24 protein-coding genes and 1 tRNA gene are annotated in these 21,645 nt (G+C 56.6%); 22 read left to right on the top strand and 3 right to left on the bottom strand.

Annotated features, from left to right (window positions below):
* The first annotated feature begins 267 nt into the window (after window positions 1-267).
* The 17 genes from K0F75_RS23055 to nadA all read left to right on the top strand — a co-directional run bounded on the left by K0F75_RS23055 (window position 268) and on the right by nadA (window position 14,337).
* Entirely contained in the window at window positions 268-615 is a 348-nt protein-coding gene (locus K0F75_RS23055) for a ribbon-helix-helix domain-containing protein (protein WP_219064271.1), read from the top strand.
* Between the two features lie 237 nt (window positions 616-852).
* A complete protein-coding gene (aspS, locus tag K0F75_RS23050) occupies window positions 853-2,628 on the top strand; it encodes an aspartate--tRNA ligase (RefSeq protein WP_219064270.1) in 1,776 nt (591 codons plus the stop codon).
* A gap of 123 nt (window positions 2,629-2,751) precedes the next feature.
* Window positions 2,752-3,498 carry a YebC/PmpR family DNA-binding transcriptional regulator gene (locus K0F75_RS23045; protein ID WP_219064269.1) on the top strand — a complete coding sequence of 249 codons (747 nt, stop codon included), beginning with the start codon at window positions 2,752-2,754 and terminating at the stop codon, window positions 3,496-3,498.
* Between the two features lie 128 nt (window positions 3,499-3,626).
* Window positions 3,627-4,151 carry a crossover junction endodeoxyribonuclease RuvC gene (ruvC, locus tag K0F75_RS23040; RefSeq protein WP_219064268.1) on the top strand — a complete coding sequence of 175 codons (525 nt, stop codon included), beginning with the start codon at window positions 3,627-3,629 and terminating at the stop codon, window positions 4,149-4,151.
* Between the two features lie 115 nt (window positions 4,152-4,266).
* Window positions 4,267-4,875 (top strand): Holliday junction branch migration protein RuvA, encoded by a 609-nt coding sequence (ruvA, locus tag K0F75_RS23035; RefSeq protein WP_219064267.1) that lies wholly within the window; start codon window positions 4,267-4,269, stop codon window positions 4,873-4,875.
* Window positions 4,876-5,931 carry a Holliday junction branch migration DNA helicase RuvB gene (gene ruvB / locus K0F75_RS23030; RefSeq protein ID WP_219064266.1) on the top strand — a complete coding sequence of 352 codons (1,056 nt, stop codon included), beginning with the start codon at window positions 4,876-4,878 and terminating at the stop codon, window positions 5,929-5,931.
* A gap of 140 nt (window positions 5,932-6,071) precedes the next feature.
* Window positions 6,072-6,539 (top strand): tol-pal system-associated acyl-CoA thioesterase, encoded by a 468-nt coding sequence (gene ybgC, locus K0F75_RS23025; protein WP_219064265.1) that lies wholly within the window; start codon window positions 6,072-6,074, stop codon window positions 6,537-6,539.
* A complete protein-coding gene (gene tolQ / locus K0F75_RS23020) occupies window positions 6,529-7,224 on the top strand; it encodes a protein TolQ (protein WP_219064264.1) in 696 nt (231 codons plus the stop codon). Before ybgC ends, tolQ begins: the two co-directional genes overlap by 11 nt.
* Window positions 7,225-7,247: 23 nt before the next feature.
* A complete protein-coding gene (gene tolR, locus K0F75_RS23015; RefSeq protein WP_219064274.1) occupies window positions 7,248-7,703 on the top strand; it encodes a protein TolR in 456 nt (151 codons plus the stop codon).
* Window positions 7,703-8,794, top strand: a complete 1,092-nt coding sequence (gene tolA / locus K0F75_RS23010; protein WP_219064263.1) for a cell envelope integrity protein TolA — start codon at window positions 7,703-7,705, stop codon at window positions 8,792-8,794. The genes tolR and tolA overlap by 1 nt, the downstream gene beginning before the upstream one ends.
* A gap of 47 nt (window positions 8,795-8,841) precedes the next feature.
* Window positions 8,842-10,092: a Tol-Pal system beta propeller repeat protein TolB gene (tolB, locus tag K0F75_RS23005; RefSeq protein ID WP_257604471.1), complete on the top strand. Its 1,251-nt coding sequence runs from the start codon at window positions 8,842-8,844 to the stop codon at window positions 10,090-10,092.
* Window positions 10,093-10,144: 52 nt separating this feature from the next.
* On the top strand, window positions 10,145-10,645 hold the full coding sequence (gene pal / locus K0F75_RS23000) for a peptidoglycan-associated lipoprotein Pal (protein ID WP_045058224.1): 501 nt from the start codon (window positions 10,145-10,147) through the stop codon (window positions 10,643-10,645).
* Between the two features lie 6 nt (window positions 10,646-10,651).
* Window positions 10,652-11,488 carry a tol-pal system protein YbgF gene (gene ybgF / locus K0F75_RS22995; protein ID WP_219064261.1) on the top strand — a complete coding sequence of 279 codons (837 nt, stop codon included), beginning with the start codon at window positions 10,652-10,654 and terminating at the stop codon, window positions 11,486-11,488.
* Window positions 11,489-11,679: 191 nt separating this feature from the next.
* A complete protein-coding gene (gene queE / locus K0F75_RS22990) occupies window positions 11,680-12,327 on the top strand; it encodes a 7-carboxy-7-deazaguanine synthase QueE (RefSeq protein WP_219064260.1) in 648 nt (215 codons plus the stop codon).
* Between the two features lie 16 nt (window positions 12,328-12,343).
* Window positions 12,344-13,018, top strand: a complete 675-nt coding sequence (queC, locus tag K0F75_RS22985) for a 7-cyano-7-deazaguanine synthase QueC (protein ID WP_219064259.1) — start codon at window positions 12,344-12,346, stop codon at window positions 13,016-13,018.
* 58 nt (window positions 13,019-13,076) lie between these two features.
* A tRNA-Lys gene (locus K0F75_RS22980) sits at window positions 13,077-13,152 on the top strand.
* A gap of 126 nt (window positions 13,153-13,278) precedes the next feature.
* A complete protein-coding gene (nadA, locus tag K0F75_RS22975) occupies window positions 13,279-14,337 on the top strand; it encodes a quinolinate synthase NadA (protein ID WP_219064258.1) in 1,059 nt (352 codons plus the stop codon).
* A gap of 73 nt (window positions 14,338-14,410) precedes the next feature.
* Here the strand turns inward: nadA and K0F75_RS22970 are convergent, their stop codons facing one another.
* The gene (locus K0F75_RS22970; protein WP_219064257.1) at window positions 14,411-15,844 is read right to left on the bottom strand and encodes a M48 family metalloprotease; all 1,434 of its coding nucleotides are present in this window, start codon (window positions 15,842-15,844) and stop codon (window positions 14,411-14,413) included.
* Between the two features lie 154 nt (window positions 15,845-15,998).
* On the opposite strand from K0F75_RS22970, the gene K0F75_RS22965 reads away from it, so the two are divergent.
* Together K0F75_RS22965 and K0F75_RS22960 are read left to right on the top strand one after the other, a co-directional pair.
* Window positions 15,999-16,250 carry a sulfurtransferase TusA family protein gene (locus tag K0F75_RS22965; RefSeq protein WP_219064256.1) on the top strand — a complete coding sequence of 84 codons (252 nt, stop codon included), beginning with the start codon at window positions 15,999-16,001 and terminating at the stop codon, window positions 16,248-16,250.
* A gap of 66 nt (window positions 16,251-16,316) precedes the next feature.
* Entirely contained in the window at window positions 16,317-17,387 is a 1,071-nt protein-coding gene (locus K0F75_RS22960) for an AI-2E family transporter (protein WP_219064255.1), read from the top strand.
* Window positions 17,388-17,454: 67 nt separating this feature from the next.
* On the opposite strand, the gene K0F75_RS22955 is transcribed toward K0F75_RS22960, so the two are convergent.
* A complete protein-coding gene (locus K0F75_RS22955; protein ID WP_219064254.1) occupies window positions 17,455-17,928 on the bottom strand; it encodes a peroxiredoxin in 474 nt (157 codons plus the stop codon).
* A gap of 10 nt (window positions 17,929-17,938) precedes the next feature.
* A complete protein-coding gene (locus K0F75_RS22950) occupies window positions 17,939-18,502 on the bottom strand; it encodes a glycine cleavage system protein R (protein ID WP_219064253.1) in 564 nt (187 codons plus the stop codon).
* A 326-nt stretch (window positions 18,503-18,828) separates the two neighbouring features.
* Between K0F75_RS22950 and dapA the strand changes: the two genes are divergently transcribed.
* From dapA to K0F75_RS22935, 3 genes are read left to right on the top strand one after another with little or no spacing between them, the layout of a single operon-like run.
* Entirely contained in the window at window positions 18,829-19,707 is an 879-nt protein-coding gene (gene dapA, locus K0F75_RS22945) for a 4-hydroxy-tetrahydrodipicolinate synthase (RefSeq protein ID WP_219064252.1), read from the top strand.
* 17 nt (window positions 19,708-19,724) lie between these two features.
* Complete coding sequence (gene bamC / locus K0F75_RS22940) at window positions 19,725-20,840, top strand: outer membrane protein assembly factor BamC (protein ID WP_219064251.1); 1,116 nt, start codon at window positions 19,725-19,727, stop codon at window positions 20,838-20,840.
* The gene (locus tag K0F75_RS22935; RefSeq protein ID WP_219064250.1) at window positions 20,841-21,599 is read left to right on the top strand and encodes an MBL fold metallo-hydrolase; all 759 of its coding nucleotides are present in this window, start codon (window positions 20,841-20,843) and stop codon (window positions 21,597-21,599) included.
* Window positions 21,600-21,645: the final 46 nt, after the last annotated feature.

The following is a 21,645-nucleotide window of genomic DNA, read 5'->3' as shown; positions in this document are numbered from 1 at the left end:
AATCGGCGTTTTTTGAACCTCAAACAGCGAGGCCGTTAAAAACTGCTGCTTACTTCAGACCTTCCTTAAGCGGGCGTCGTACAGGGGGTGGATTGGCGAGTTAACTGCGCTCAATAATCCTCATTGAAATGCAGTGATGTCCTACAGGCTTGGTGTGTTTGTTCTGCTGGCTAGAAGTCCTCAATTGGCTTTACATAAAGGTGGGTTTTATATTTATTGATGTCCAGTTTATGTGTATTAGATGGACAGCACGTGAAGGAGGCTGTAATGATTCGACGCAGTGTGCGTACGCTACAAGATCCTGGCCGCTACGGAAAAATACAAGACGATCCCTTTGTTGAGGATTTTAATATGAACCTTGCACGTCCTCATTCGAAGTCGGTTCGCTTGAACGGGTTGGCGACATGTTTACGCCTGGAGGAAGTGTATTGGGGTATTTTGGCCGACATTGCCCGCTCCAATAGTTGCTCGGTCAATGCGGTCCTGTCTTATGTCGATCGAGAAGTGCATCTACGCCATGGCGGTGTGAAAAATTTCAGTGGGCTGATTCGGGTGGTGTGCGTCGCTCATGTGCAAAAAAACGATGCGACAGCGCTTTCCTCCGTCCTGGCGTGACCCCGACCGGGCGCTCATGGTCCGCAGGCAGGGCTCTCGTCAGGTGGAAGGCACATATGTTGACGTGATCAGGTCGGGCGGCTGCACAGTGTCAATTAACCCTATATAATCCCCCGCCTTACTACGGGGCGCAGGCCGGACGGGTTGAACTGCACGCCAAAGTTCTTGCACTATTGAGCGCAAGCGAAGGGCGAGAGCTCCACCGAATTTCGAATTACGAGAAGTGAAAACACCATCATGATGCGCAGCCATTATTGCGGCCAACTGAACGAGAGCCTGGAAGGTCAGGAAATTACCCTTTGCGGATGGGTCCACCGTCGTCGTGATCATGGCGGGGTCATTTTCCTCGATATCCGTGATCGTGAGGGCCTGGCTCAGGTGGTGTTCGACCCTGATCGCGCTGACACCTTCGCTGCCGCCGATCGCGTGCGCAGCGAATACGTGGTCAAGATCACCGGTAAGGTACGTGCACGTCCTGCCGGCGCAGTTAATGCGAACATGGCGTCCGGCGGTATCGAAGTGCTGGGCTATGAGCTCGAAGTGCTGAACGAGTCGGAAACACCGCCGTTCCCGCTGAACGAGTTCTCCGACGTCGGTGAAGAGACGCGCCTGCGTTATCGCTTCATCGATCTGCGTCGTCCGGAAATGGCTGAAAAGCTGCGTCTGCGTTCGCGCATCACCACCAGCATCCGTCGCTATCTGGATGAAAACGGCTTTCTCGATGTCGAGACGCCGATCCTGACCCGCGCTACACCGGAAGGCGCTCGCGACTATCTGGTACCGAGTCGTACCCACCCAGGCAGTTTCTTTGCCTTGCCGCAATCGCCACAACTGTTCAAGCAGTTGCTGATGGTCGCTGGCTTCGATCGTTACTACCAGATCGCCAAGTGCTTCCGCGATGAAGACCTGCGTGCTGACCGCCAGCCGGAATTCACCCAGATCGACATCGAGACCAGCTTCCTGAACGAAGCAGACATCATCGGTATCACCGAGAAGATGATTCGTCAGCTGTTCAAGGAAGTGCTGGACCTGGAATTCGGCGACTTCCCGCACATGACGTTCGCAGAAGCCATGCGTCGTTATGGTTCCGACAAGCCGGACCTGCGTAACCCGCTGGAACTGGTCGATGTTGCCGATCAGCTCAACGCCGTAGAGTTCAAGGTGTTCAGCGGTCCAGCCAACGATCCTAAAGGTCGTGTCGCTGCCCTGCGTGTACCGGGTGCCGCGAGCATGCCGCGCAGTCAGATCGACGACTACACCAAGTTCGTCAGCATCTACGGCGCTAAAGGCCTGGCTTACATCAAGGTCAACGAACGCGCCAAGGGTGCCGAAGGCCTGCAGTCCCCAATCGTCAAGTTCATCCCTGAGGAAAACCTCAAGGTGATTCTGGACCGTGTGGGTGCCGTCGATGGCGATATCGTGTTCTTCGGTGCAGACAAATCCAAGATCGTCAGTGAAGCCTTGGGCGCATTGCGGATCAAGGTTGGTAACGACCTGAAGCTGCACACGTGCGAGTGGGCACCGATGTGGGTTGTCGACTTCCCGATGTTCGAAGAGAACGATGACGGCAGCTTCAGCGCGCTGCATCACCCGTTCACTGCACCTAAATGCAGCCCTGAAGAACTCGAGGCCAACCCGGCTACAGCATTGTCCCGCGCCTACGACATGGTTCTTAACGGTACCGAGTTGGGCGGCGGTTCGATCCGTATCCACCGCAAGGAAATGCAGCAAGCGGTCTTCCGCCTGCTGGGTATCGAAGCAGACGAACAGCAAGAGAAGTTCGGCTTCCTGCTCGACGCTCTGAAGTTCGGCGCGCCACCGCACGGTGGTTTGGCTTTTGGTCTGGACCGTCTGGTGATGTTGATGACCGGCGCCCAATCGATCCGTGAAGTGATCGCGTTCCCGAAAACCCAGAGCGCTGCCGATGTCATGACCCAGGCCCCTGGCGTGGTTGATGCCAAGGCATTGCGCGAGCTGCACATCCGTTTGCGCGAGCAGCCCAAGGCTGAGTGACGCTGAGCAGGGCGCATCATCTTGATGATGCGCCCTGGTTCGGGTCCTGATTTTGTTGAAGCTTTTTGCTCCTGTTCATTGAGCGAAAGGTGAGCGTGTTTCAAAAAGAATTCGGAGCGAGTTATGGCAGGTCATTCTAAGTGGGCGAACATCAAGCACCGCAAAGAGCGTCAGGATGCCAAGAAGGGCAAGATTTTCACCAAGTGGATTCGCGAGCTGACTGTCGCTGCCCGTCAAGGCGGGGGTGATCCAGGGTCGAACCCGCGCCTGCGTCTGGCATTGGACAAGGCGCTGGGTGCGAACATGACGCGCGACACTATCGATCGTGCCGTGGCGCGAGGTGCTGGCGCTGCCGAAGGTGATGATGTCGAAGAGCTCGGATACGAAGGCTATGGTCCGGGTGGTGTGGCCGTCATGGTCGAAACCATGACTGACAATCGCAATCGCACTGCCGCAGCTGTTCGCCACGCGTTCACAAAATGCGGCGGCAACCTGGGTACTGATGGTTCGGTGGCTTATCTGTTCGACCGTAAAGGGCAGATTTCCTTCGCGCCGGGCGTTGATGAAGACGCGCTTATGGAAGCCGCGATGGAAGCGGATGCCGATGACGTGGTCACCCATGACGATGGCTCCATTGATGTGTTCACCTCCTTCTCGGGTTTCTATGCCGTGCGGAATGCGCTGGAGGCTGCCGGTTTCAAGGCGCTCGACGCGGAAATCGTTATGTTGCCGACGACCAGCGCTGTACTCGATCTGGAAACGGCTGAAAAGGTTCTCAAGCTGATCGACATGCTCGAGGATCTGGATGACGTGCAAAACGTCTATTCCAACGCGGAAATCCCGGACGAGGTTATGGAACAGCTCGGCTGACAGGTGTCTGTCGGTAATACATTTGAGGCCGGAGGTACGACGCCGTGACATTCACGTGCTATCGGCCTCCGGCTTCTGCCTTTATGCTGCGTTCAATTGTGTGCGTCACTTATTAAGCTGCAGGCGTTATGACTCTTATTCTTGGTATCGACCCCGGTTCGCGAATCACCGGCTATGGCGTGGTGCGGGACACCGGTCGCGGCTGTGTGTACGTTGCCTCGGGCTGCATTCGTACCGGCAGCGGTCTGCTGCACGAGCGTTTGCAGATTGTGTACCGCGGTGTGCGCGAGGTCATTCAGACGTACGGTCCTGTGACCATGGGCATCGAAAAAGTGTTTATGGCGCGTAATGCCGACTCCGCGCTCAAGCTCGGTCAGGCGCGTGGCGCGGCCATTGTTGCCGGTGCTGAAGAGAGCCTGGAAATCGCCGAGTACACCGCGACCCAGGTCAAGCAGGCGGTGGCCGGGACCGGCGGTGCCAATAAAGAGCAGGTGATGATGATGGTCATGCATTTGCTCAAACTGACGACGAAACCTCAGATCGACGCCTCCGACGCCCTGGCTATCGCGCTGTGCCATGCACATACGCGCTCAAGCCTGATACCGCACGGATTGAATACCGCACGCAGTCGCGGCGGGCGGCTGCGTCTCTGATAGCATCATCGGCTCAAACTTTTTAGCTTGCAGGTCTTCTCACTCCTGTAATGATTGCGACCATTATTTGTGCCAACGTCATGCTTATGACGGGCCACGAAAAAGGATCTGATACGTGATTGGACGGTTACGCGGCTTCTTGGCTGAAAAACATCCGCCGCACCTGGTGCTGGATGTCAACGGCGTCGGCTATGAGCTGGAAGTGCCCATGACGACGCTGTATCGGCTGCCCCATGTAGGCGAACCGGTGACCTTGCACACCCATCTGGTGGTTCGTGAGGATGCTCACCTGCTTTACGGCTTTTTCGAAAAGCGCGAGCGTGAACTGTTCCGTGAGCTGATTCGCCTTAATGGTGTCGGTCCGAAACTGGCATTGGCGCTGATGTCCGGCCTGGAAGTCGATGAGTTGGTCCGCTGTGTTCAGGCGCAGGACACCTCGGCCTTGACCCGGATTCCGGGCGTCGGCAAGAAAACCGCCGAGCGTTTGTTGGTCGAGCTCAAGGATCGTTTCAAAGCGTGGGAATCCTTGCCGGGGACCTTTACCCTGGTTGCAAGCGGGCCTAACGCCGCGCCACTGGTGGCGACGGCCGAAGCCGATGCGGTCAGTGCACTGATTTCCCTGGGTTACAAACCTCAGGAAGCCAGCAAGGCGGTTTCTGCGATCAAGGAAAAAGATTTGAGCAGTGAAGATCTGATTCGACGTGCTTTGAAAGGAATGGCTTAAGTGCTCGACGCTGACCGTTTGATAACCTCCACGGGGCGTGACCGTGATGAGCAGCTGGATCGTGCAATCCGTCCATTAAGCCTGGCCGATTACATTGGTCAGCCCACCGTGCGCGAGCAAATGGAGTTGTTCATCCAGGCTGCGCGTGGACGAAGCGAAGCGTTGGACCACACCTTGATTTTCGGCCCGCCGGGTCTGGGTAAGACCACTCTGGCGCATATTATTGCCCAGGAGATGTCGGTCTCCATCAAGAGTACCTCGGGGCCGGTGCTTGAGCGTCCCGGTGATCTGGCGGCGATATTGACCAATCTCGAACCCAACGATGTGCTGTTCATCGACGAGATTCATCGGCTCTCGCCTATCGTCGAAGAAGTGCTGTACCCGGCGATGGAAGATTTTCAGCTCGACATCATGATCGGCGAAGGCCCTGCTGCGCGCTCGATCAAGCTCGATTTGCCACCGTTTACGCTGGTGGGGGCGACTACGCGTGCGGGCATGTTGACCAACCCGCTGCGTGATCGCTTCGGCATCGTTCAGCGTCTGGAGTTCTACAATACTGCTGATCTGGCGACCATCGTCATGCGTTCGGCCGGTATTCTGGGGCTGCCAATCGAGCCCGAGGGTGCCTATGAGATTGCCCGTCGTGCGCGGGGTACGCCGCGTATCGCCAACCGCTTGCTGCGCCGTGTGCGTGACTTCGCAGAAGTGCGTGCCACGGGTCATATCACCAAACCGATTGCCGACCTGGCGCTGAACCTGCTGGACATTGATGAGCGTGGTTTCGACCACCAGGATCGGCGTCTATTGCTGACGATGATCGAGAAGTTCGATGGCGGCCCGGTGGGTGTCGACAGCCTCGCTGCAGCGATCAGCGAAGAGCGGCACACGATTGAAGACGTACTCGAGCCCTATTTGATCCAGCAAGGCTATATCATGCGTACCCCTCGTGGACGTGTCGTTACCCGGCACGCCTACCTGCACTTTGGTTTGAACATCCCGTCGCGGATGGGGGACATGCCGGTGGCCAGCGATTTTGTCGCCGATGGGGACGAATAATTAAAACTATCAAGGCACCGATTTATTCGGGTTTTTGGTGGTCTGACAGGCTGATGCGCGGTTCTGGTCGGCAATTAGCTGAAAAACAATGAAAAACAGTCGCCTGGCGGATTGGCAACCTGAGGAGTAAGCACTAGAGTATGCGCGCGCAAAACGGGGTTCAGTCGTTCGCACATCGCTGTCGCGTTTATTACGAGGACACCGATGCTGGCGGCATCGTTTACTACGTCAACTATTTGAAGTTCATGGAGCGAGCTCGAACCGAGCGGCTACGGGAGCTGGGCTTTGCTCAGTCGGAGCTTGCAGGGGAGAACTTGCTGTTCGTTGTGCATTCCAGCGAGGCGCGCTATCACAAGCCGGCGCGATTGGACGATGAGCTGTTGATAAGCGCTGAAGTCATTGAATTGAACCGCGCCAGCCTGCGATTTCGGCAGCAGGTCAGGCGGGCTGCGGATGAAACACTGCTCTGTGAGGGGCAGTTTCTGGTGGCGTGTGTACGCGCCGATAGTTTGAAACCCCGGGCCATTCCCGAAGCTTTGCGTGCGGCCTTTGCCGGCCAGAGCGGCGCGGGTACACATTTAGAGCAGGAGATAAAGCGTGGAAGCTAACGTCGTCGACCATTCCTCCATGTGGAGTATGGTCAGCAATGCCAGCATCGTTGTTCAGTTGGTCATGCTGATCCTGGTGGGTGCTTCAATCACCTCGTGGGTCGTGATTTTTCAGCGTGGCAATATGCTGCGCGCAGCTCGTCGTGCACTGGAGAGCTTTGAAGAGCGCTTCTGGTCGGGTATCGATCTGTCCAAACTCTACCGTCAGGCCGGGAGCAATCCAGACCCTGACTCAGGCGTTGAGCAAATTTTCCGCGCCGGTTTCAAGGAGTTCTCCCGTCTGCGTCAGCAGCCAGGCGTCGATCCTGATGCGGTCATGGAAGGCGTGGCTCGGGCCATGCGCGTGGCCATTTCCCGTGAGGAAGAGAAACTGGAGCAAGGCTTGCCCTTCCTGGCGACCGTCGGCTCCACCAGCCCCTACATCGGTTTGTTCGGTACAGTATGGGGGATCATGAACTCCTTCCGTGGTCTGGCTACCGTCCAGCAAGCCACCCTGGCGACTGTTGCACCGGGTATTTCCGAAGCCCTGGTCGCAACCGCTATTGGTCTATTCGCCGCTATCCCGGCAGTAATCGCCTACAACCGTTTTGCCGCTCGCGGTGAACTGTTGATCAGTCGTTACTACACGTTCGCCGATGAGTTTCAGGCGATCCTGCACCGTAAAGTGCACACCAGCGAAGAGTGAGCAGGTAATTCCCAATGGCTTTAATCGCTCGAGTTCGCCGCAAACGTCGCAAGCCGGTTGCCGAAATGAACGTGGTGCCTTACATCGACGTGATGTTGGTGTTGCTCGTCATTTTCATGGTCACCGCGCCGATGCTCAATCAGGGCGTGAAAGTCGACCTGCCCAAAGTCTCCAGTGAGGCCTTGCCGCAGGACAACAACACTCAGGTTCTGACCATTTCGATCAAGGCTGACAAGACCTATTACTGGAACCTTGGCAGTGAAGTCGATACTGACAAACAGATGGACAAGGCCATGACGTTGCCTCAGATGACCAGCGCGGTGACCAAAATCATCAGCGCCGGTCGTGAAAGCGGCAAGCAGACCCAGGTCTTTATCCGTGGTGACAAAACCGTTGATTACGGCTCTGTAATGGGCGCAATGGGCGGGCTGCAGAAAGCAGGGGTCGGTAATGTTGGCTTGATTACCGAGGCGCCCTGATGCACCAACAGCGAGAGCCGTCCGCCTCGGAAAGCTACTTCTGGCCCAGCGTCTGGGCTGTGGCCCTGCACATCCTGATATTTGGCATGCTCTTCGTCAGCTTTGCCATGACCCCGGATCTGCCGGAAGCCAGGCCTATCGTTCAGGCGACCCTGTATCAGTTGAAGTCTAAAAGCCAGGCAACGACTCAGACCAATCAGAAAATTGCCGGTGAGGCGAAGAAAACGGCTGCTCGGCAAACTGAAGTCGAGCAGCTGGAAACGAAAAAAATCGAGCAGCTAAAACAGGAAGCTGTAAAAGCTGCGGAACAAAAGAAAGAAGAAGCGGCTCAAAAAGCCGAAGAGAAAAAGGCTGAGGACGCGCAAAAGGCTGAGCAGAAGGCTGATGACGCCAAGAAAGCCGATGATGCCAAGAAAGCTGACGAAGCCAAAAAGACCGCTGATGCTAAAAAGGTCGAAGAGAAACAATTGGCTGATATAGCCAAGAAGAAAGCCGAAGAAGACGCGAAGAAAAAGGCCGAAGAAGACGCGAAGAAAGCCGCGGCTGAAGAGGCCAAGAAGCAGGCTGCCGATGACGCGAAGAAGAAAGTCGCGGAAGACGCCAAGAAAAAAGCCGCTGACGACGCGAAAAAGAAAGCCACCGACGACGCCAAGAAAAAAGCGACTGCCGATGCTGCCAAAAAGGCAACAGAGGCTGCACGTAAATCTGCTGAAGACAAGAAGGCGCAAGCCTTGGCCGAATTGCTCTCCGATAAAACGGAGCGGCAGCAGGCGTTGGCAGATGAACAGGGCGATGAAACGGCGGGCAGCTTTGATGATCTGATTCGTGCGCGTGCTGCTGAAGGTTGGGCTCGCCCACCGTCGGCGCGCAAGGGCATGAAAGTGGTGCTGCAGATCAATATGTTGCCGGATGGTACGGTGACGTCGGTCAGTGTTTCCAAGTCCAGTGGCGATGCGTCTTACGACAGTTCGGCCGTGGCTGCTGTTAAAAACATTGGTCGTTTGACCGAAATGCAGGGTATGAAGCCAGCCGATTTCCAACCCTATCGCTCATTCAAGATGACATTCACACCAGAGGATCTAGCTCCGTGATTAACATCCTTCGAGGACTGCTTGTCGTTCTTTGCTGTGCAGCGGGAATGGTCGCTGCAGAAGAAAAGAACATCATGGTCACCAGTGGTAGTGACCGTGCCACCCCGATTGCCGTTGTGCCTTTTGGTTGGCAGGGCGGCAACGTCTTGCCCGAGGACATGTCGGAAATCATCAGTAACGACCTGCGTAACTCGGGCTATTACTCTCCGATTCCAAAGCAGAACATGATCAGCTTGCCGACCTCGGCGAGCGAGGTCATCTATCGCGACTGGAAAGCACTCGGCGCGCAGTACCTGATGGTAGGCAGCATCGTTCCTTCGGGCGGTCGTCTGCAGATCCAGTACGCGCTGTTCAACGTCGCGACCGAGCAGCAAGTCTTGACGGGTAACGTCTCTGGCACGACCGATCAATTGCGTGACATGGCGCACTTCATCGCCGACCAGTCGTTTGAGAAACTCACCGGTATCAAGGGTGCTTTCTCGACGCGCATGTTGTACGTCACTGCCGAGCGTTTCTCCGAAAACAATACGCGCTTCACCCTGCAACGTTCGGATTACGACGGTGCGCGGGCAGTGACTCTGTTGCAATCGCGTGAGCCGATCTTGTCGCCGCGTTTTGCTCCGGATGGCAAGCGTATCGCTTATGTGTCATTCGAGCAGAAGCGTCCGCGTATCTTCGTTCAGCACATCGACACCGGTCGCCGTGAACAGATCACCAACTTCGAAGGCCTCAATGGTGCACCTGCGTGGTCTCCGGATGGCAACAAGCTGGCGTTCGTGCTTTCCAAAGACGGCAACCCGGAAATCTACGTGATGAACCTGGCTTCGCGTCAATTGAGTCGCGTGACCAATGATGGGGCAATCGACACCGAACCGTTCTTCGGTAAGGATGGCTCGACCCTCTACTTCACGTCCGACCGTGGCGGCAAGCCACAGATTTATAAAACAAGCGTCGGTGGCGGTGGTGCGGAGCGAGTGACCTTCATCGGTAACTACAACGCCAACCCAAAATTGTCGGCTGATGAAAAGACCCTGGTGATGATTCACCGTCAGGAAGGCTTCACGAATTTCAAGGTGGCAGTTCAGGATTTGCAACGCGGTAGCGTAAAAATCCTCACAGATAGCAACCTTGATGAGTCGCCTACTGTCGCGCCCAACGGCACCATGGTAATCTACGCCACCCGCCAGCAGGGCCGGGGAGTCTTGATGCTCGTGTCCATTAATGGCCGCGTAAGGCTCCCGCTTCCTACCGCTCAAGGCGAAGTCAGAGAACCTTCCTGGTCCCCTTACCTGAACTGACGCGGCGCTGCACGTTTTACTTAACACACTGGGGTTCATTAGGAGTTTCACGATGGAAATGCTGAAGTTTGGTAAGTTTGCTGCTCTGGCTCTGGCCATGGCTGTAGCTGTAGGTTGCTCGTCTAAAGGCGGTGATAACGCCGGCGAAGGCGCCGCTGTAGATCCAAACGCTGGTTACGGCGCTAACACTGGCGCTGTTGATGGCAGCCTGAGCGAAGAAGCTGCTCTGCGTGCTATCACTACGTTCTACTTCGAATACGATAGCTCGGACCTGAAGCCAGAAGCCATGCGCGCTCTGGATGTTCACGCTAAAGACCTGAAAGCCAACGGCGCTCGCGTCGTTCTGGAAGGCAACACCGACGAACGTGGTACTCGTGAGTACAACATGGCACTGGGCGAGCGTCGTGCGAAAGCCGTTCAACGCTACCTGGTACTGCAAGGTGTTTCCCCAGCTCAGCTGGAATTGGTTTCCTATGGCGAAGAGCGTCCAGTTGCTACCGGCAACGACGAGCAGTCCTGGGCTCAAAACCGTCGCGTCGAACTGCGTAAGTAATTTGACATGCGAACGTGCCGTCGTGCTTTAACCGTTTTGACTCTCACCCTTCCGCTTTTTGCGTGGGGTGCGGTTCCTGTGGTAGATGACAATTCTGGCTCTGGTAGCAGCAGTTATCCGCCAGCGGGTTATGGCACGTCCGGCGCCTATGCCGGGGGAGGGGTTACGGCCCCTGCCTCGGCACAGGGTCAGCTGTTCATGCAGCTGCAACAAATGCAGGACGAAATCGCGCGGTTGCGCGGTACGGTCGAGGTTCAGCAAAACGATATCCAGCGCATGAAGCAGGAAGCACTGGAGCGTTATCAGGAACTCGATCAGCGCATTAGCGCTGGAGCTGGAGCTGGAGCTGGCGGTGCGCCCGCAGCAGCAGCTACCAATAATTCTCAAGCCAGCGGCGATATACATGCCGGTGGTACGCCTGCTGCGCCTGCAAGTCAGGCGCCTGCGGCAAATGCGGAACCGGGTGATCCAGCGAAGGAAAAGGTCTATTACGACGCTGCCTTCGACCTGATCAAGGCCAAGGATTTCGACAGGGCCAGTCAGGCCTTCGCGGCTTTCCTGCGCAAATACCCGAACAGCCAATATGCGGGCAACGCTCAATACTGGTTAGGCGAAGTGAATCTGGCCAAAGGTGATCTGCAAGGTGCCGGTCAAGCCTTCGCCAAAGTCAGTCAACTGTACCCCAAGCATGCCAAAGTGCCGGACTCGCTCTATAAGCTTGCAGATGTTGAGCGTCGTCTCGGTCATACCGATAAGGTAAAAGGCATTTTGCAGCAGGTCGTCTCCCAATATCCGGGTACTTCGGCTGCACAGTTGGCTCAGCGGGACCTGCAGCGCATGTGATATGCGTATCGTCAGAGGTCATCTGACACCTGTCCTGTTAAAGAAAGCCGCGCTTGTCGCGGCTTTCTTGTTAGAATTCCGCACCCGAAATTCCGGCAATACATTCGCTTCCCTGAATCATGCGCATGCAGGTTCCTTGAAGTGCCTAACGGAGGCGGACGGCCTGTTTAGCTGTTACGCCCGTGGCTCATATGCAAGACACATTACGAATCACCGAAGTTTTTTACTCGCTGCAGGGTGAAACGCGCACCGCGGGCTTGCCCACTGTTTTTGTGCGTCTTACTGGCTGTCCGTTGCGTTGTCAGTATTGCGACAGCGCCTACGCGTTCAGTGGCGGCAGCATTCAGACCCTCGATGCGATCCTCGAGCAAGTGGCCGGTTACCGTCCGCGCTATGTCTGTGTGACGGGCGGCGAGCCCTTGGCCCAGCCCAATGCAATCCCTCTGCTCGAGCGTCTGTGTGACGCCGGCTATGAAGTGTCACTGGAAACCAGTGGCGCTCTGGATATCTCGGCGGTTGATCCGCGTGTCAGTCGTGTTGTCGATCTGAAGACGCCAGGCTCCAAAGAGGTCGGGCGCAACCGCTACGAGAACATCGAGCTGTTGACGCCCAACGACCAAGTCAAGTTTGTGCTCTGTTCCCGGGAAGACTACGACTGGGCGGTGTCCAAGCTGATTCAGTACGGCCTGGACCGGCGCGCTGGCGAAGTCTTGTTCTCTCCAAGTCATCATGAGTTGAAGGCGCGGGACCTGGCTGACTGGATCGTGGCAGACAATCTGCCGGTGCGCTTGCAAATGCAGCTGCATAAACTCCTCTGGGACGATGAGCCGGGGCGCTGATATGAGTGAATTACAGATGACTGAGAAAAGAGCGGTAATTCTATTGTCCGGTGGCTTGGACTCGGCCACCGTAGTAGCGATGGCGCTTGCCGATGGCTACACCTGCTACACCATGAGTTTCGACTACGGTCAGCGTCACCGTGCCGAGCTGGATGCAGCGGCACGCGTCGCTCGCGATCTGGGTGTGGTTGAGCACAAGGTCATTGGTCTTGATCTGAACGGTATCGGCGGGTCCGCGTTGACGGACAGCTCCATCGCCGTGCCTGAATCCCCTGGCGAAGGTATCCCGGTGACTTACGTCCCGGCACGTAATACGGTTTTTCTTTCGCTGGCACTCGGCTGGGCTGAAGTATTGGGTGCGCGGGATATCTTTATCGGCGTCAACGCAGTGGATTATTCCGGTTATCCAGACTGTCGTCCCGAATTTATCGAAGCATTCGAACGCATGGCCAATCTGGCGACCAAGGCTGGCGTGGAAGGACAGGGCTTTACTATTCAGGCCCCGCTGCAAAATTTGAGCAAGGCCGACATCGTCAAGGCTGGCATGCGTCTGGGCGTCGATTACGGGCTCACCGTTTCGTGCTATCAGGCCGATGATCAGGGCCGCGCATGCGGCAAGTGTGACAGCTGCCGCCTGCGCGCAGAAGGCTTTGCAAAGGCCGGTGTAGCTGACCCAACTCGCTATTTTTGATTTAAATTCAGATAGGTGTTGAATTAATCATAGAAATCAGTAATATACGCACCACGTCGGGTCGTTAGCTCAGTTGGTAGAGCAGTTGGCTTTTAACCAATTGGTCGTAGGTTCGAATCCCACACGACCCACCACTTTTTATGTCGACGTATTTATAAAGCTGGAAGGCCCATGAAAATGAGGATTTCCGGCTTTTTTTTTGCGTCTTTTTCAGGTGTACACTCGATATCCGCGCACAAGCGCATTGAGGTCCAGCGAACATGACGCAGGTTTCAGAACGCCTTCTGGTCCAGGCCCATCTAGACGCCAAGCAGCCGAAAGTGCTGAGCGTCGAAGAAGAAGCTTTTTACCGTGCTGCGATTGCTGCCGAGCTAAAGGCGCAAGACGCGGTGCTGGTTGCTCACTACTACTGTGATCCCGTCATCCAGGCCTTGGCTGAAGAGACCGGCGGCTGCGTGTCCGACTCGCTGGAGATGGCGCGTTTCAGTAATCAGCATTCGGCGAAAACCGTGTTGGTCGCAGGTGTGCGTTTCATGGGTGAGACGGCAAAAATCCTCAACCCGGAAAAGCGTGTGCTGATGCCGACGCTGGAAGCCACGTGTTCCCTGGACCTGGGTTGCCCGGTCGATGAGTTCTCGGCGTTTTGCGATCAGCACCCCGAGCGCACCGTGGTGGTGTATGCCAATACGTCGGCCGCGGTCAAAGCTCGCGCAGATTGGGTTGTGACCTCAAGTTGTGCGTTGGAAATCGTCGAAAGCCTGATGGATAACGGCGAAAAGATCATTTGGGCGCCAGACAAGCACCTGGGTCGTTACATTCAGCGCGAAACCGGTGCCGACATGCTGCTGTGGGACGGTGCCTGCATCGTTCACGAAGAGTTCAAATCCAAGCAACTGGCAGACATGAAAGCGCTGTATCCGGATGCCGCGATTTTGGTCCACCCCGAATCGCCGGAGGCCGTGATCGATCTGGCTGATGCTGTCGGTTCGACCAGTCAGTTGATCAAAGCCGCGCAAACGTTGCCGAACAAAATGTTTATCGTTGCGACTGATCGCGGCATTTTCTACAAAATGCAGCAGCTGTGCCCCGACAAAATCTTTATCGAAGCGCCAACGGCCGGTGAGGGTGCTGCATGCCGCAGTTGCGCGCATTGCCCCTGGATGGCGATGAACACCCTTGAGCGCACCTTGCAGTGTCTTCGTGAGGGCACTAACGAGGTTTTCGTCGACCCTGCACTGATTCCACGTGCCTTGCGGCCTCTGCAACGCATGCTGGATTTCACGCATGCAGCACGCATGAAACTGTCGGGTAATGCCTGATTCAGGACAAAACAGCGTGCAAAAAAAGCCCGACCATTGAGTCGGGCTTTTTGTATCGGGCAGAAAATCGTACCTAGTTCATCATTTCCTTGAGCATCCGCTCCTGTTCGATCAACTCCTTCTGCCGGGCGTCGATGCGCGAAGCCAGCTGGAAGTTGTTGTTCGAGCGACGCTTGGCGAACTCCAGTTGTTGCAGGGCTTGCTTGTAGTCGCCGGTGAGCGCGAAGAACTCTGCGCGTGCCTGACTTGAGCCCACCATGTCGCCAGACAGGCCGCGGGTGTCCGCAACGAGGTTCCAGATGTCAGGGTCGGCGGGGCGCGCCTTCAACAACACTTCAAGCGCTTTTCCGGCATCGGCAGGGCGATTTTGCTTGAGCAGCAAATCAACGTGGACCTGGTTCAGTGGATAATTGTCCTGATACAACTTCAGCATCCGGTCAGCCCGTTGCTGGGCGTCGGCCATTCGATTGTTTGTAACATCCAGATCAATCTGCGCCAGGTTGTAGGTAATGTCGTTCGGGTCTTTGGCCAGCAGCGGCTTAAGATTTTCTCGCGCCTCGTTGAGTTGCCCGGCTTTGATCTGGGCAATCGCCAAGCCGTACCGCGCGGCTTCGGATTTTGGGTTTTCGTCGAGCTGCGCGCGGAAGCGTTTTGCCGCTATCCCTGGCGTCTCTTCATAGAAAAGCGCGACGCGCGCGCGCATCAACTCATAGCGAAGGCTGTCTTCTTTACCGCCGATTTTTTCCTGCTCGGCACGGTTGCGGGTGTCGGCAATACGCGATTCAGTGACCGGGTGAGTCAGCAGAAACTCTGGCGGCTTGGCATCGAAGCGGTACTGGCGCATCAGTCGTTCGAACATGCTCGGCATCGCGCGAGGGTCATAACCGGCTTTTTCCAGGTTGATGATGCCGATGCGGTCGGCCTCTTGCTCGTTTTGCCGCGAGAAGCGCTGCTGCTCCTGGATCGCCGCCGCCTGCGAGCCCATGATCGTCGCGATGCCTGCGTCACCTGCACCTGCGGCCGCGATAACGATCCCGGCCAGCATGGCGGCAAGGACTGGAACCTGCATCCGTTGTTGGGCCTCGATGCCGCGAGCAAAGTGGCGCTGGGACAAGTGAGCCAGTTCGTGAGCCAGTACCGCGGCGTACTCGGCTTCGGACTGGGCATTGAGGAATAATCCGCCGTTGACCCCGACAATCCCGCCCGGCGCGGCAAATGCGTTCAGCTCCCGGCTGTTTATCAGGATGAATTCCAGGCGTCGATCCTGCAGTTGACTGGTTTCGGCCAGGCGATAGACCGTGGTCTCGACGAAATCCTTAAGCTGCGGGTCGGACAGCTGCGCGACCTGACCGCGCAGCAGGCTCAGCCAGGCGCGGCCCAGTTGATGCTCTTGTTGCGGAGAGACGATGGCTGAGCTGGCGTCGCCAAGTGACGGCAGGTCGTCGGCGAAACTCGGCGAGGCGAGCAGGCACGCGAGCGTCAACAGGGTAGGGCGCAGAAGTTTCATGCACAGAGCTCTAGGCAATCAAAGAACCCTTACTGTAGCTGGCTCAATGGCTTGCTGACCAGAGTGGGGTATTCTTGCAACTGTGTACGAAACATCCGTCGTCGTTATTTGACGGCGCATAACGCGATTCGATGTGCCTGCCTGGAGAGAAACGATGTCTGACGCTGTAGAGCGGCCCGAGGCCTGTGACGCTGAGCTCGACGCCAGTGGCCTGAATTGTCCGCTGCCGCTGCTCAAGGCCAAGCTGGAACTTAATCGCCTGGCCAGTGGTGCGATCCTTAAAGTCACCGCGACTGATGCGGGTTCTCAACGCGATTTCCGAACGTTTGCCAAGCTTGCAGGCCATACCTTGCTCCTTGAAGAGGTTGCGGACGGCGTTTATCGCTACTGGTTACGTAAAGCCTGATGATTCCCGCAGTCAATTCTTTGCGCTATTGATTGTTACCCATGATGACTGCCTGAAGGATTCTTGATGTTCAACGTGCTACGCGACTGGATACAGCGCTACTTCTCCGATGAGGAGGCTGTGGTGTTGGCGGTATTGTTATTTTTGGCGTTCACGGCCGTTCTGACGCTCGGTGGCATGCTTGCGCCGGTGTTGGCGGGGTTGGTGCTGGCATTTCTGATGCAGGGCGTGGTCAGCTTCCTGGAGCGTCTGCGCGTGCCGGAGCTGTTCGCGGTCGGGCTGGTCTTCGCGTTGTTCATGAGCGTGCTGTTGGTGTTTTTGTTGGTATTGGTGCCGTTGCTCTGGCATCAAGTGATCACCCTGTTCAACGAGTTGCCGGGCATGCTCGCCAAGTGGCAATCGCTGCTGCTGTTGCTGCCTGAGCGTTATCCACATCTGGTCTCGGATGAGCAGGTGCTCCAGGCTATCGAGGTTGCGCGCGGTGAAATCGGCAAGTTCGGCCAGTGGGCGCTGACATTCTCGCTTTCCAGTCTGCCCTTGTTGGTCAACATCATGATCTACCTGGTGTTGGTGCCGATCCTGGTGTTCTTCTTCCTCAAAGATCGCAACATGATCGGAAGCTGGTTTCGTGGTTATCTGCCACGCGAACGGGCCCTCATTACCCGAGTGGCTCAGGAAATGAACCGGCAGATCGCCAATTACATTCGCGGCAAGGTGATTGAGATATTCGTCTGCGGAGGCGTCACGTACATAGCGTTCGTCGCGTTGGGGCTCAATTACGCAGCCTTGTTGGCGATGTTGGTGGGCGTGTCGGTGGTGGTGCCGTATGTCGGTGCGGTGGTGGTCACAGTGCCGGTCGCGTTAATCGCCTTGTTCCAATGGGGTTGGAGCGATCAGTTCATCTACTTGATGACGGCCTACGGCGTGATTCAGACGCTTGATGGCAATGTGCTGGTGCCGCTGCTGTTTTCCGAGGCGGTCAACCTGCACCCGGTCGCGATTATCTGCGCCGTGTTGCTGTTTGGCGGGCTGTGGGGCTTCTGGGGCGTTTTCTTTGCGATTCCGCTGGCTACCCTGTTCAAAGCCGTGATCGATGCCTGGCCGCGCAAAGAGCCCACTGTGGCGCCGCTGTTGTAAGCGAGGGGTGACGCTTTCGCTGCAAGCTACTTCAATGTGTGCTGGCAGCGAATGTCTGTAACGGCAATCAGCCGTTATTCAAACGCTGGGCTTGCTCAAGCACCGCATCCACATGGCCGGGCACTTTTACGCCGCGCCACTCTTGGCGCAGTACGCCGTCTTTGTCGATCAGAAACGTACTGCGATCTACACCAAGGTATTCCTTGCCGTAGAGTTTTTTCAGCTTGATCACGTCGAACAGCTGGCACAGGGCTTCATCTTTGTCCGAAATCAATTCGAACGGGAACGCCTGCTTGAGCTTGAAGTTCTCGTGAGATTTCAAGCTGTCGCGTGAGACGCCGAACACCACGGTGTTGGCCGCTTCAAACGCAGCGTGTTGATCGCGAAACCCCTGACCCTCTGTGGTGCAGCCCGGCGTACTGTCTTTGGGGTAAAAATAAATCACCACCTGCTGGCCCTTGAGCCCGGCCAGACTGATGGTCTGTCCGCTGGTGGCCTGCGCCTGAAAGTCGGCGACAGGTTGGTCTAGGGCGATGGCCATTAATGTTTCCTTACATGGGAGCTTGTGGGCGCCAAGGTTCGATCAGCGCATCGAGATTCAACGCATCGGCGAAATCGAGGAACTGATCACGCAACCAGCTGATCTGGATACCGGCAGGCAATGTGACGGTGAAGGTCGCATTGAGCATGGTGCCGCCTGTCTGAGGCGCCTGATACGTATCGCAGATGAGGTTTTCCAGTTCGACGTTATGGTCGATGAAGAACTGGCATAGCTCATTAATGATATCCGGGCGATAGACCGAGCTGACGTAAGCCACATAAGGCAGGGCCTCAGGGCGGATTTCAAGGCTGGCGCTGCGCACGACACTGACGGTGAAGGCGTGTTTCTTCGACAGGCTGGACAGGCTCGTTTCCAGTCGAGCCAATGCATCCCAGTTGCCTGAAACCTGAAGAATCAGCGCACTGCATTCGCCGTGACGAGTCAGACGTGAGCTCACCACTGAACAGCGGTTTTCATGACTGGCGCGGCACAGCACGTTGGTCAGCTCCATTGGGTTTGCGCCAAGGGCACTGATGACAAGGAATTGTTCGCGAACTGTGGGGGTGGACGACATGCAGCATTCCTAAGCGATGAGCGGTCAGTACATACGTTGGCTTGCACGGCCGATTCGACAGTCTTTTCGCTCCTGACCTCGACCCGGGCCCCGACGCTGCTTGCCTTCATGGCTAAGCCATGGTGGGTTGCGACGACGCTGGAGCATGGGTTCTGGCGGCAAAATCGACTGATTGAATACGCTTCGCAGGTGACCAGTACCGACCAAAGACAGAAGGGTAGCGAAAAGCATCGCTCAGGGGAATGCTCGTAGCATGGTACTTCGCTTGTACAAGGCTGATGGCGCCAGTACCATTACCGCTCTCTTTTTCCGGCAGGAGCGGTTGCATGATTGCGGGCAGTATGGTGGCACTGGTCACACCCATGGATGCAAATGGTCGTCTCGACTGGGACAGCCTGAGCAAACTGGTGGACTTCCACCTGCAAGAGGGCACCAACGCCATTGTGGCGGTCGGCACCACTGGTGAGTCGGCCACACTCGACGTCAGCGAGCACATCGAAGTGATTCGTCGCGTGGTAGCCCAGGTTGCAGGGCGTATCCCGGTTATAGCGGGTACAGGCGCGAACTCCACTCGCGAAGCGGTCGAACTGACCAAAAATGCGAAAAACGCCGGCGCCGACGCGTGCCTGCTGGTAACGCCTTATTACAATAAACCGACGCAAGAAGGGCTGTATCAGCACTTCAAGTTCATCGCCGAAGCGGTCGACATCCCGCAGATCCTTTACAACGTCCCAGGCCGTACGGCGTGCGACATGTTGGCGGACACCGCCGTGCGCTTGTCCACAGTGCCGAACATCATCGGCATCAAGGAAGCCACAGGCGATCTGCAGCGCGCCAAAGACATCCTTGCACGCGTCAGCAGCGACTTCCTGGTGTACTCCGGTGATGACGCCACTGCAGTCGAACTGATGTTGTTGGGGGGTAAAGGCAATATCTCGGTGACCGCAAACGTGGCCCCGCGTGCCATGAGCGATCTGTGTGCGGCGGCCATGCGTGGCGATGCAGTCACGGCGCGGGCGATTCACGAAAAACTGATGCCACTCAATAAAACCCTGTTTATTGAGTCCAACCCTATTCCCGTGAAATGGGCGCTGCATGAGATGGGCTTGATACCAGGCGGTATCCGTCTGCCGCTCACCTGGCTCAGCGAGCCTTGCCACGAACCGCTGCGTCAGGCCCTGCGCCAGTCCGGCGTATTGGTTTAATGAGGAAGTATTACGCAATGAAGCGAATGGCCGGACTTTCCGCACTTGCCTTGATCATCTCCAGCACCAGCGGTTGCGGTTGGCTGTGGGGTCAAGATGGTTACTTCCGTGATCGCGGCAGTGATTATCTGGATGCGTCCCAAACGGCGCCCATGCAAATGCCACCTGATCTCGCCGCCGCCAAGCGTCTGGACCCACTGCTGCCGATTCCGCGTAACGTGGCTGACGACACTGCCAAGGGCGAGTACGTAGTCCCTCGTCCGTTGCCTTTGTCGGCGGTTGCCGATTTCAGCGATTTCAGCTTGCAGAAAAGTGGCGGCTCCAGCTCGATTCTGGCTCAGCGCGCGCCTGCCGAAGTCTGGCCGATAGCGCATCAGTATTTCGAAGACAACGGTTTCCGTATTGCCGAAGATCGTCCGCAAACGGGTGAGTTCAACACCAGCTGGCAGCGTATCGACGAACTTTCCGCCACAATGGCCAAGCGCCTGACTGCCGGCGGTGCGTCAGCTGATTCGGAAACGCGTGTGCGTGTTCGTATCGAGCCAGGCGTGCAGCGCAATACCAGTGAAATCTATGTCGTCAGCGTTGATCGTCCTGCTGGCAGCACCGCCAATACAGATTTCCCGGCGCGTACCACCAATCTGGCGCTCGATTCGACTCTGACCGATGACTTGCTTGCCAGCATGAGCCGTAGCGCGGCGAAGGGCGGCTCTATTTCCCTGCTGGCCGCACGTGACTACGATACGCCGAACCGCGTGGCGTTGAGCGTAGACGGCAGTGGCAACCCGGTACTCAACCTCGGTGCCGATCTGGACCGCGCATGGTCGAGCGTCGGTCGTGCGCTGGATCAGGGCGAGTGGCGTGTGGAAGACATCAACCGCAGCCTGGGTCTTTACTACATCAACCTGGCAGAGAAGGCACAGAAGCCTGAAAACGAGCCTGGTTTCTTTGGTCGCCTGTTCGGTAGCAAACCGGCCAAGGAAGAAATCGAAGCCCGTGCCGAGCGTTATCAAGTCCGCTTGAGCAAAGTGGGTGACAACGTGCAGGTCACTGTCGAGAAGAACATCACTACCGTAGCGCCTGCCGATGTAGCGCGCCGCATATTGGGTGTCATTCAAGATAACCTCGGTTAAGTGCGCTTCGCTGTTCTAGGCAGTGGTAGCCGAGGGAACGGCACGCTGGTAGCAAGCAATGACACGTATGTGCTGGTGGATTGCGGTTTCTCCTTGCGGGAAACCGAGCGACGTCTGGCTCGTCTGGGCGTCAGTCCCCATCAGTTGAGTGCCATTCTGGTGACCCATGAACATGCCGATCATGTGCATGGCGTGGGTTTGCTGTCGCGGCGCTACAATTTACCGGTGTACCTCAGCAGTGGCACCCTTCGCGGGATGCGTAAACCTGTAGAAGCCGCAGGGTTTCTGTCAGGCGGTCAGGGCCTGCAGCTGGGGGCGTTGCACATCAATGTGGTGTCGGTTGCCCACGACGCACTTGAGCCGACGCAGTTTGTGTTCAGTAATGGTCAGCGCCGATTTGGTCTGTTGACCGACCTTGGCTCTTACTGCTCCTCGGTGCTACAGAGCTATCACGGTCTGGACGCTTTGATGATCGAAGCGAACCACTGCCGCGATATGCTGGCCAGAGGTCGTTACCCGTACTTTTTGAAAGAGCGGGTCGGCGGCGAACTGGGACATTTGAACAATCATCAGGCCGCCAACCTGGTGAGCGAGTTGGGGTGGCAAGATTTACAGCACTTGGTGCTGGCCCATCTCAGCAGCAAGAACAACCTGCCGCAGCTGGCCCGGCAATGTTTTGTCGACACCCTCGGGTGCGATGCAGACTGGCTGCAAGTGGCCGATCAAGATTCAGGGCTCGACTGGCGATATATCGCCTAGTGTCCCAAACGGGCGCCTGGCCCAACTACTTTAGCAAGCGGAGCCC

The sequence above is a fragment of the Pseudomonas sp. UMAB-08 genome (assembly GCF_900095225.1).
GTDB lineage: Bacteria > Pseudomonadota > Gammaproteobacteria > Pseudomonadales > Pseudomonadaceae > Aquipseudomonas.
Note: the sequence above shows the minus strand (reverse complement) of the source record. Positions and strands in the feature narration are given on the sequence as shown.

Coding starts and splice junctions, on each gene's coding strand:
- K0F75_RS23045 (WP_219064269.1), top strand. CDS start 2,752: ATGGCAGGTCATTCTAAGTGGGCGAACATCAAGCACCGCAAAGAGCGT.
- dapA (WP_219064252.1), top strand. CDS start 18,829: ATGATTGCGGGCAGTATGGTGGCACTGGTCACACCCATGGATGCAAAT.
- K0F75_RS22965 (WP_219064256.1), top strand. CDS start 15,999: ATGTCTGACGCTGTAGAGCGGCCCGAGGCCTGTGACGCTGAGCTCGAC.
- aspS (WP_219064270.1), top strand. CDS start 853: ATGATGCGCAGCCATTATTGCGGCCAACTGAACGAGAGCCTGGAAGGT.
- K0F75_RS22950 (WP_219064253.1), bottom strand. CDS start 18,502: ATGTCGTCCACCCCCACAGTTCGCGAACAATTCCTTGTCATCAGTGCC.
- K0F75_RS22970 (WP_219064257.1), bottom strand. CDS start 15,844: ATGAAACTTCTGCGCCCTACCCTGTTGACGCTCGCGTGCCTGCTCGCC.
- bamC (WP_219064251.1), top strand. CDS start 19,725: ATGAAGCGAATGGCCGGACTTTCCGCACTTGCCTTGATCATCTCCAGC.
- K0F75_RS22955 (WP_219064254.1), bottom strand. CDS start 17,928: ATGGCCATCGCCCTAGACCAACCTGTCGCCGACTTTCAGGCGCAGGCC.
- nadA (WP_219064258.1), top strand. CDS start 13,279: ATGACGCAGGTTTCAGAACGCCTTCTGGTCCAGGCCCATCTAGACGCC.
- K0F75_RS23055 (WP_219064271.1), top strand. CDS start 268: ATGATTCGACGCAGTGTGCGTACGCTACAAGATCCTGGCCGCTACGGA.
- queE (WP_219064260.1), top strand. CDS start 11,680: ATGCAAGACACATTACGAATCACCGAAGTTTTTTACTCGCTGCAGGGT.
- pal (WP_045058224.1), top strand. CDS start 10,145: ATGGAAATGCTGAAGTTTGGTAAGTTTGCTGCTCTGGCTCTGGCCATG.
- ruvC (WP_219064268.1), top strand. CDS start 3,627: ATGACTCTTATTCTTGGTATCGACCCCGGTTCGCGAATCACCGGCTAT.
- ybgC (WP_219064265.1), top strand. CDS start 6,072: ATGCGCGCGCAAAACGGGGTTCAGTCGTTCGCACATCGCTGTCGCGTT.
- ybgF (WP_219064261.1), top strand. CDS start 10,652: ATGCGAACGTGCCGTCGTGCTTTAACCGTTTTGACTCTCACCCTTCCG.
- K0F75_RS22960 (WP_219064255.1), top strand. CDS start 16,317: ATGTTCAACGTGCTACGCGACTGGATACAGCGCTACTTCTCCGATGAG.
- tolA (WP_219064263.1), top strand. CDS start 7,703: ATGCACCAACAGCGAGAGCCGTCCGCCTCGGAAAGCTACTTCTGGCCC.
- tolB (WP_257604471.1), top strand. CDS start 8,842: ATGGTCGCTGCAGAAGAAAAGAACATCATGGTCACCAGTGGTAGTGAC.
- queC (WP_219064259.1), top strand. CDS start 12,344: ATGACTGAGAAAAGAGCGGTAATTCTATTGTCCGGTGGCTTGGACTCG.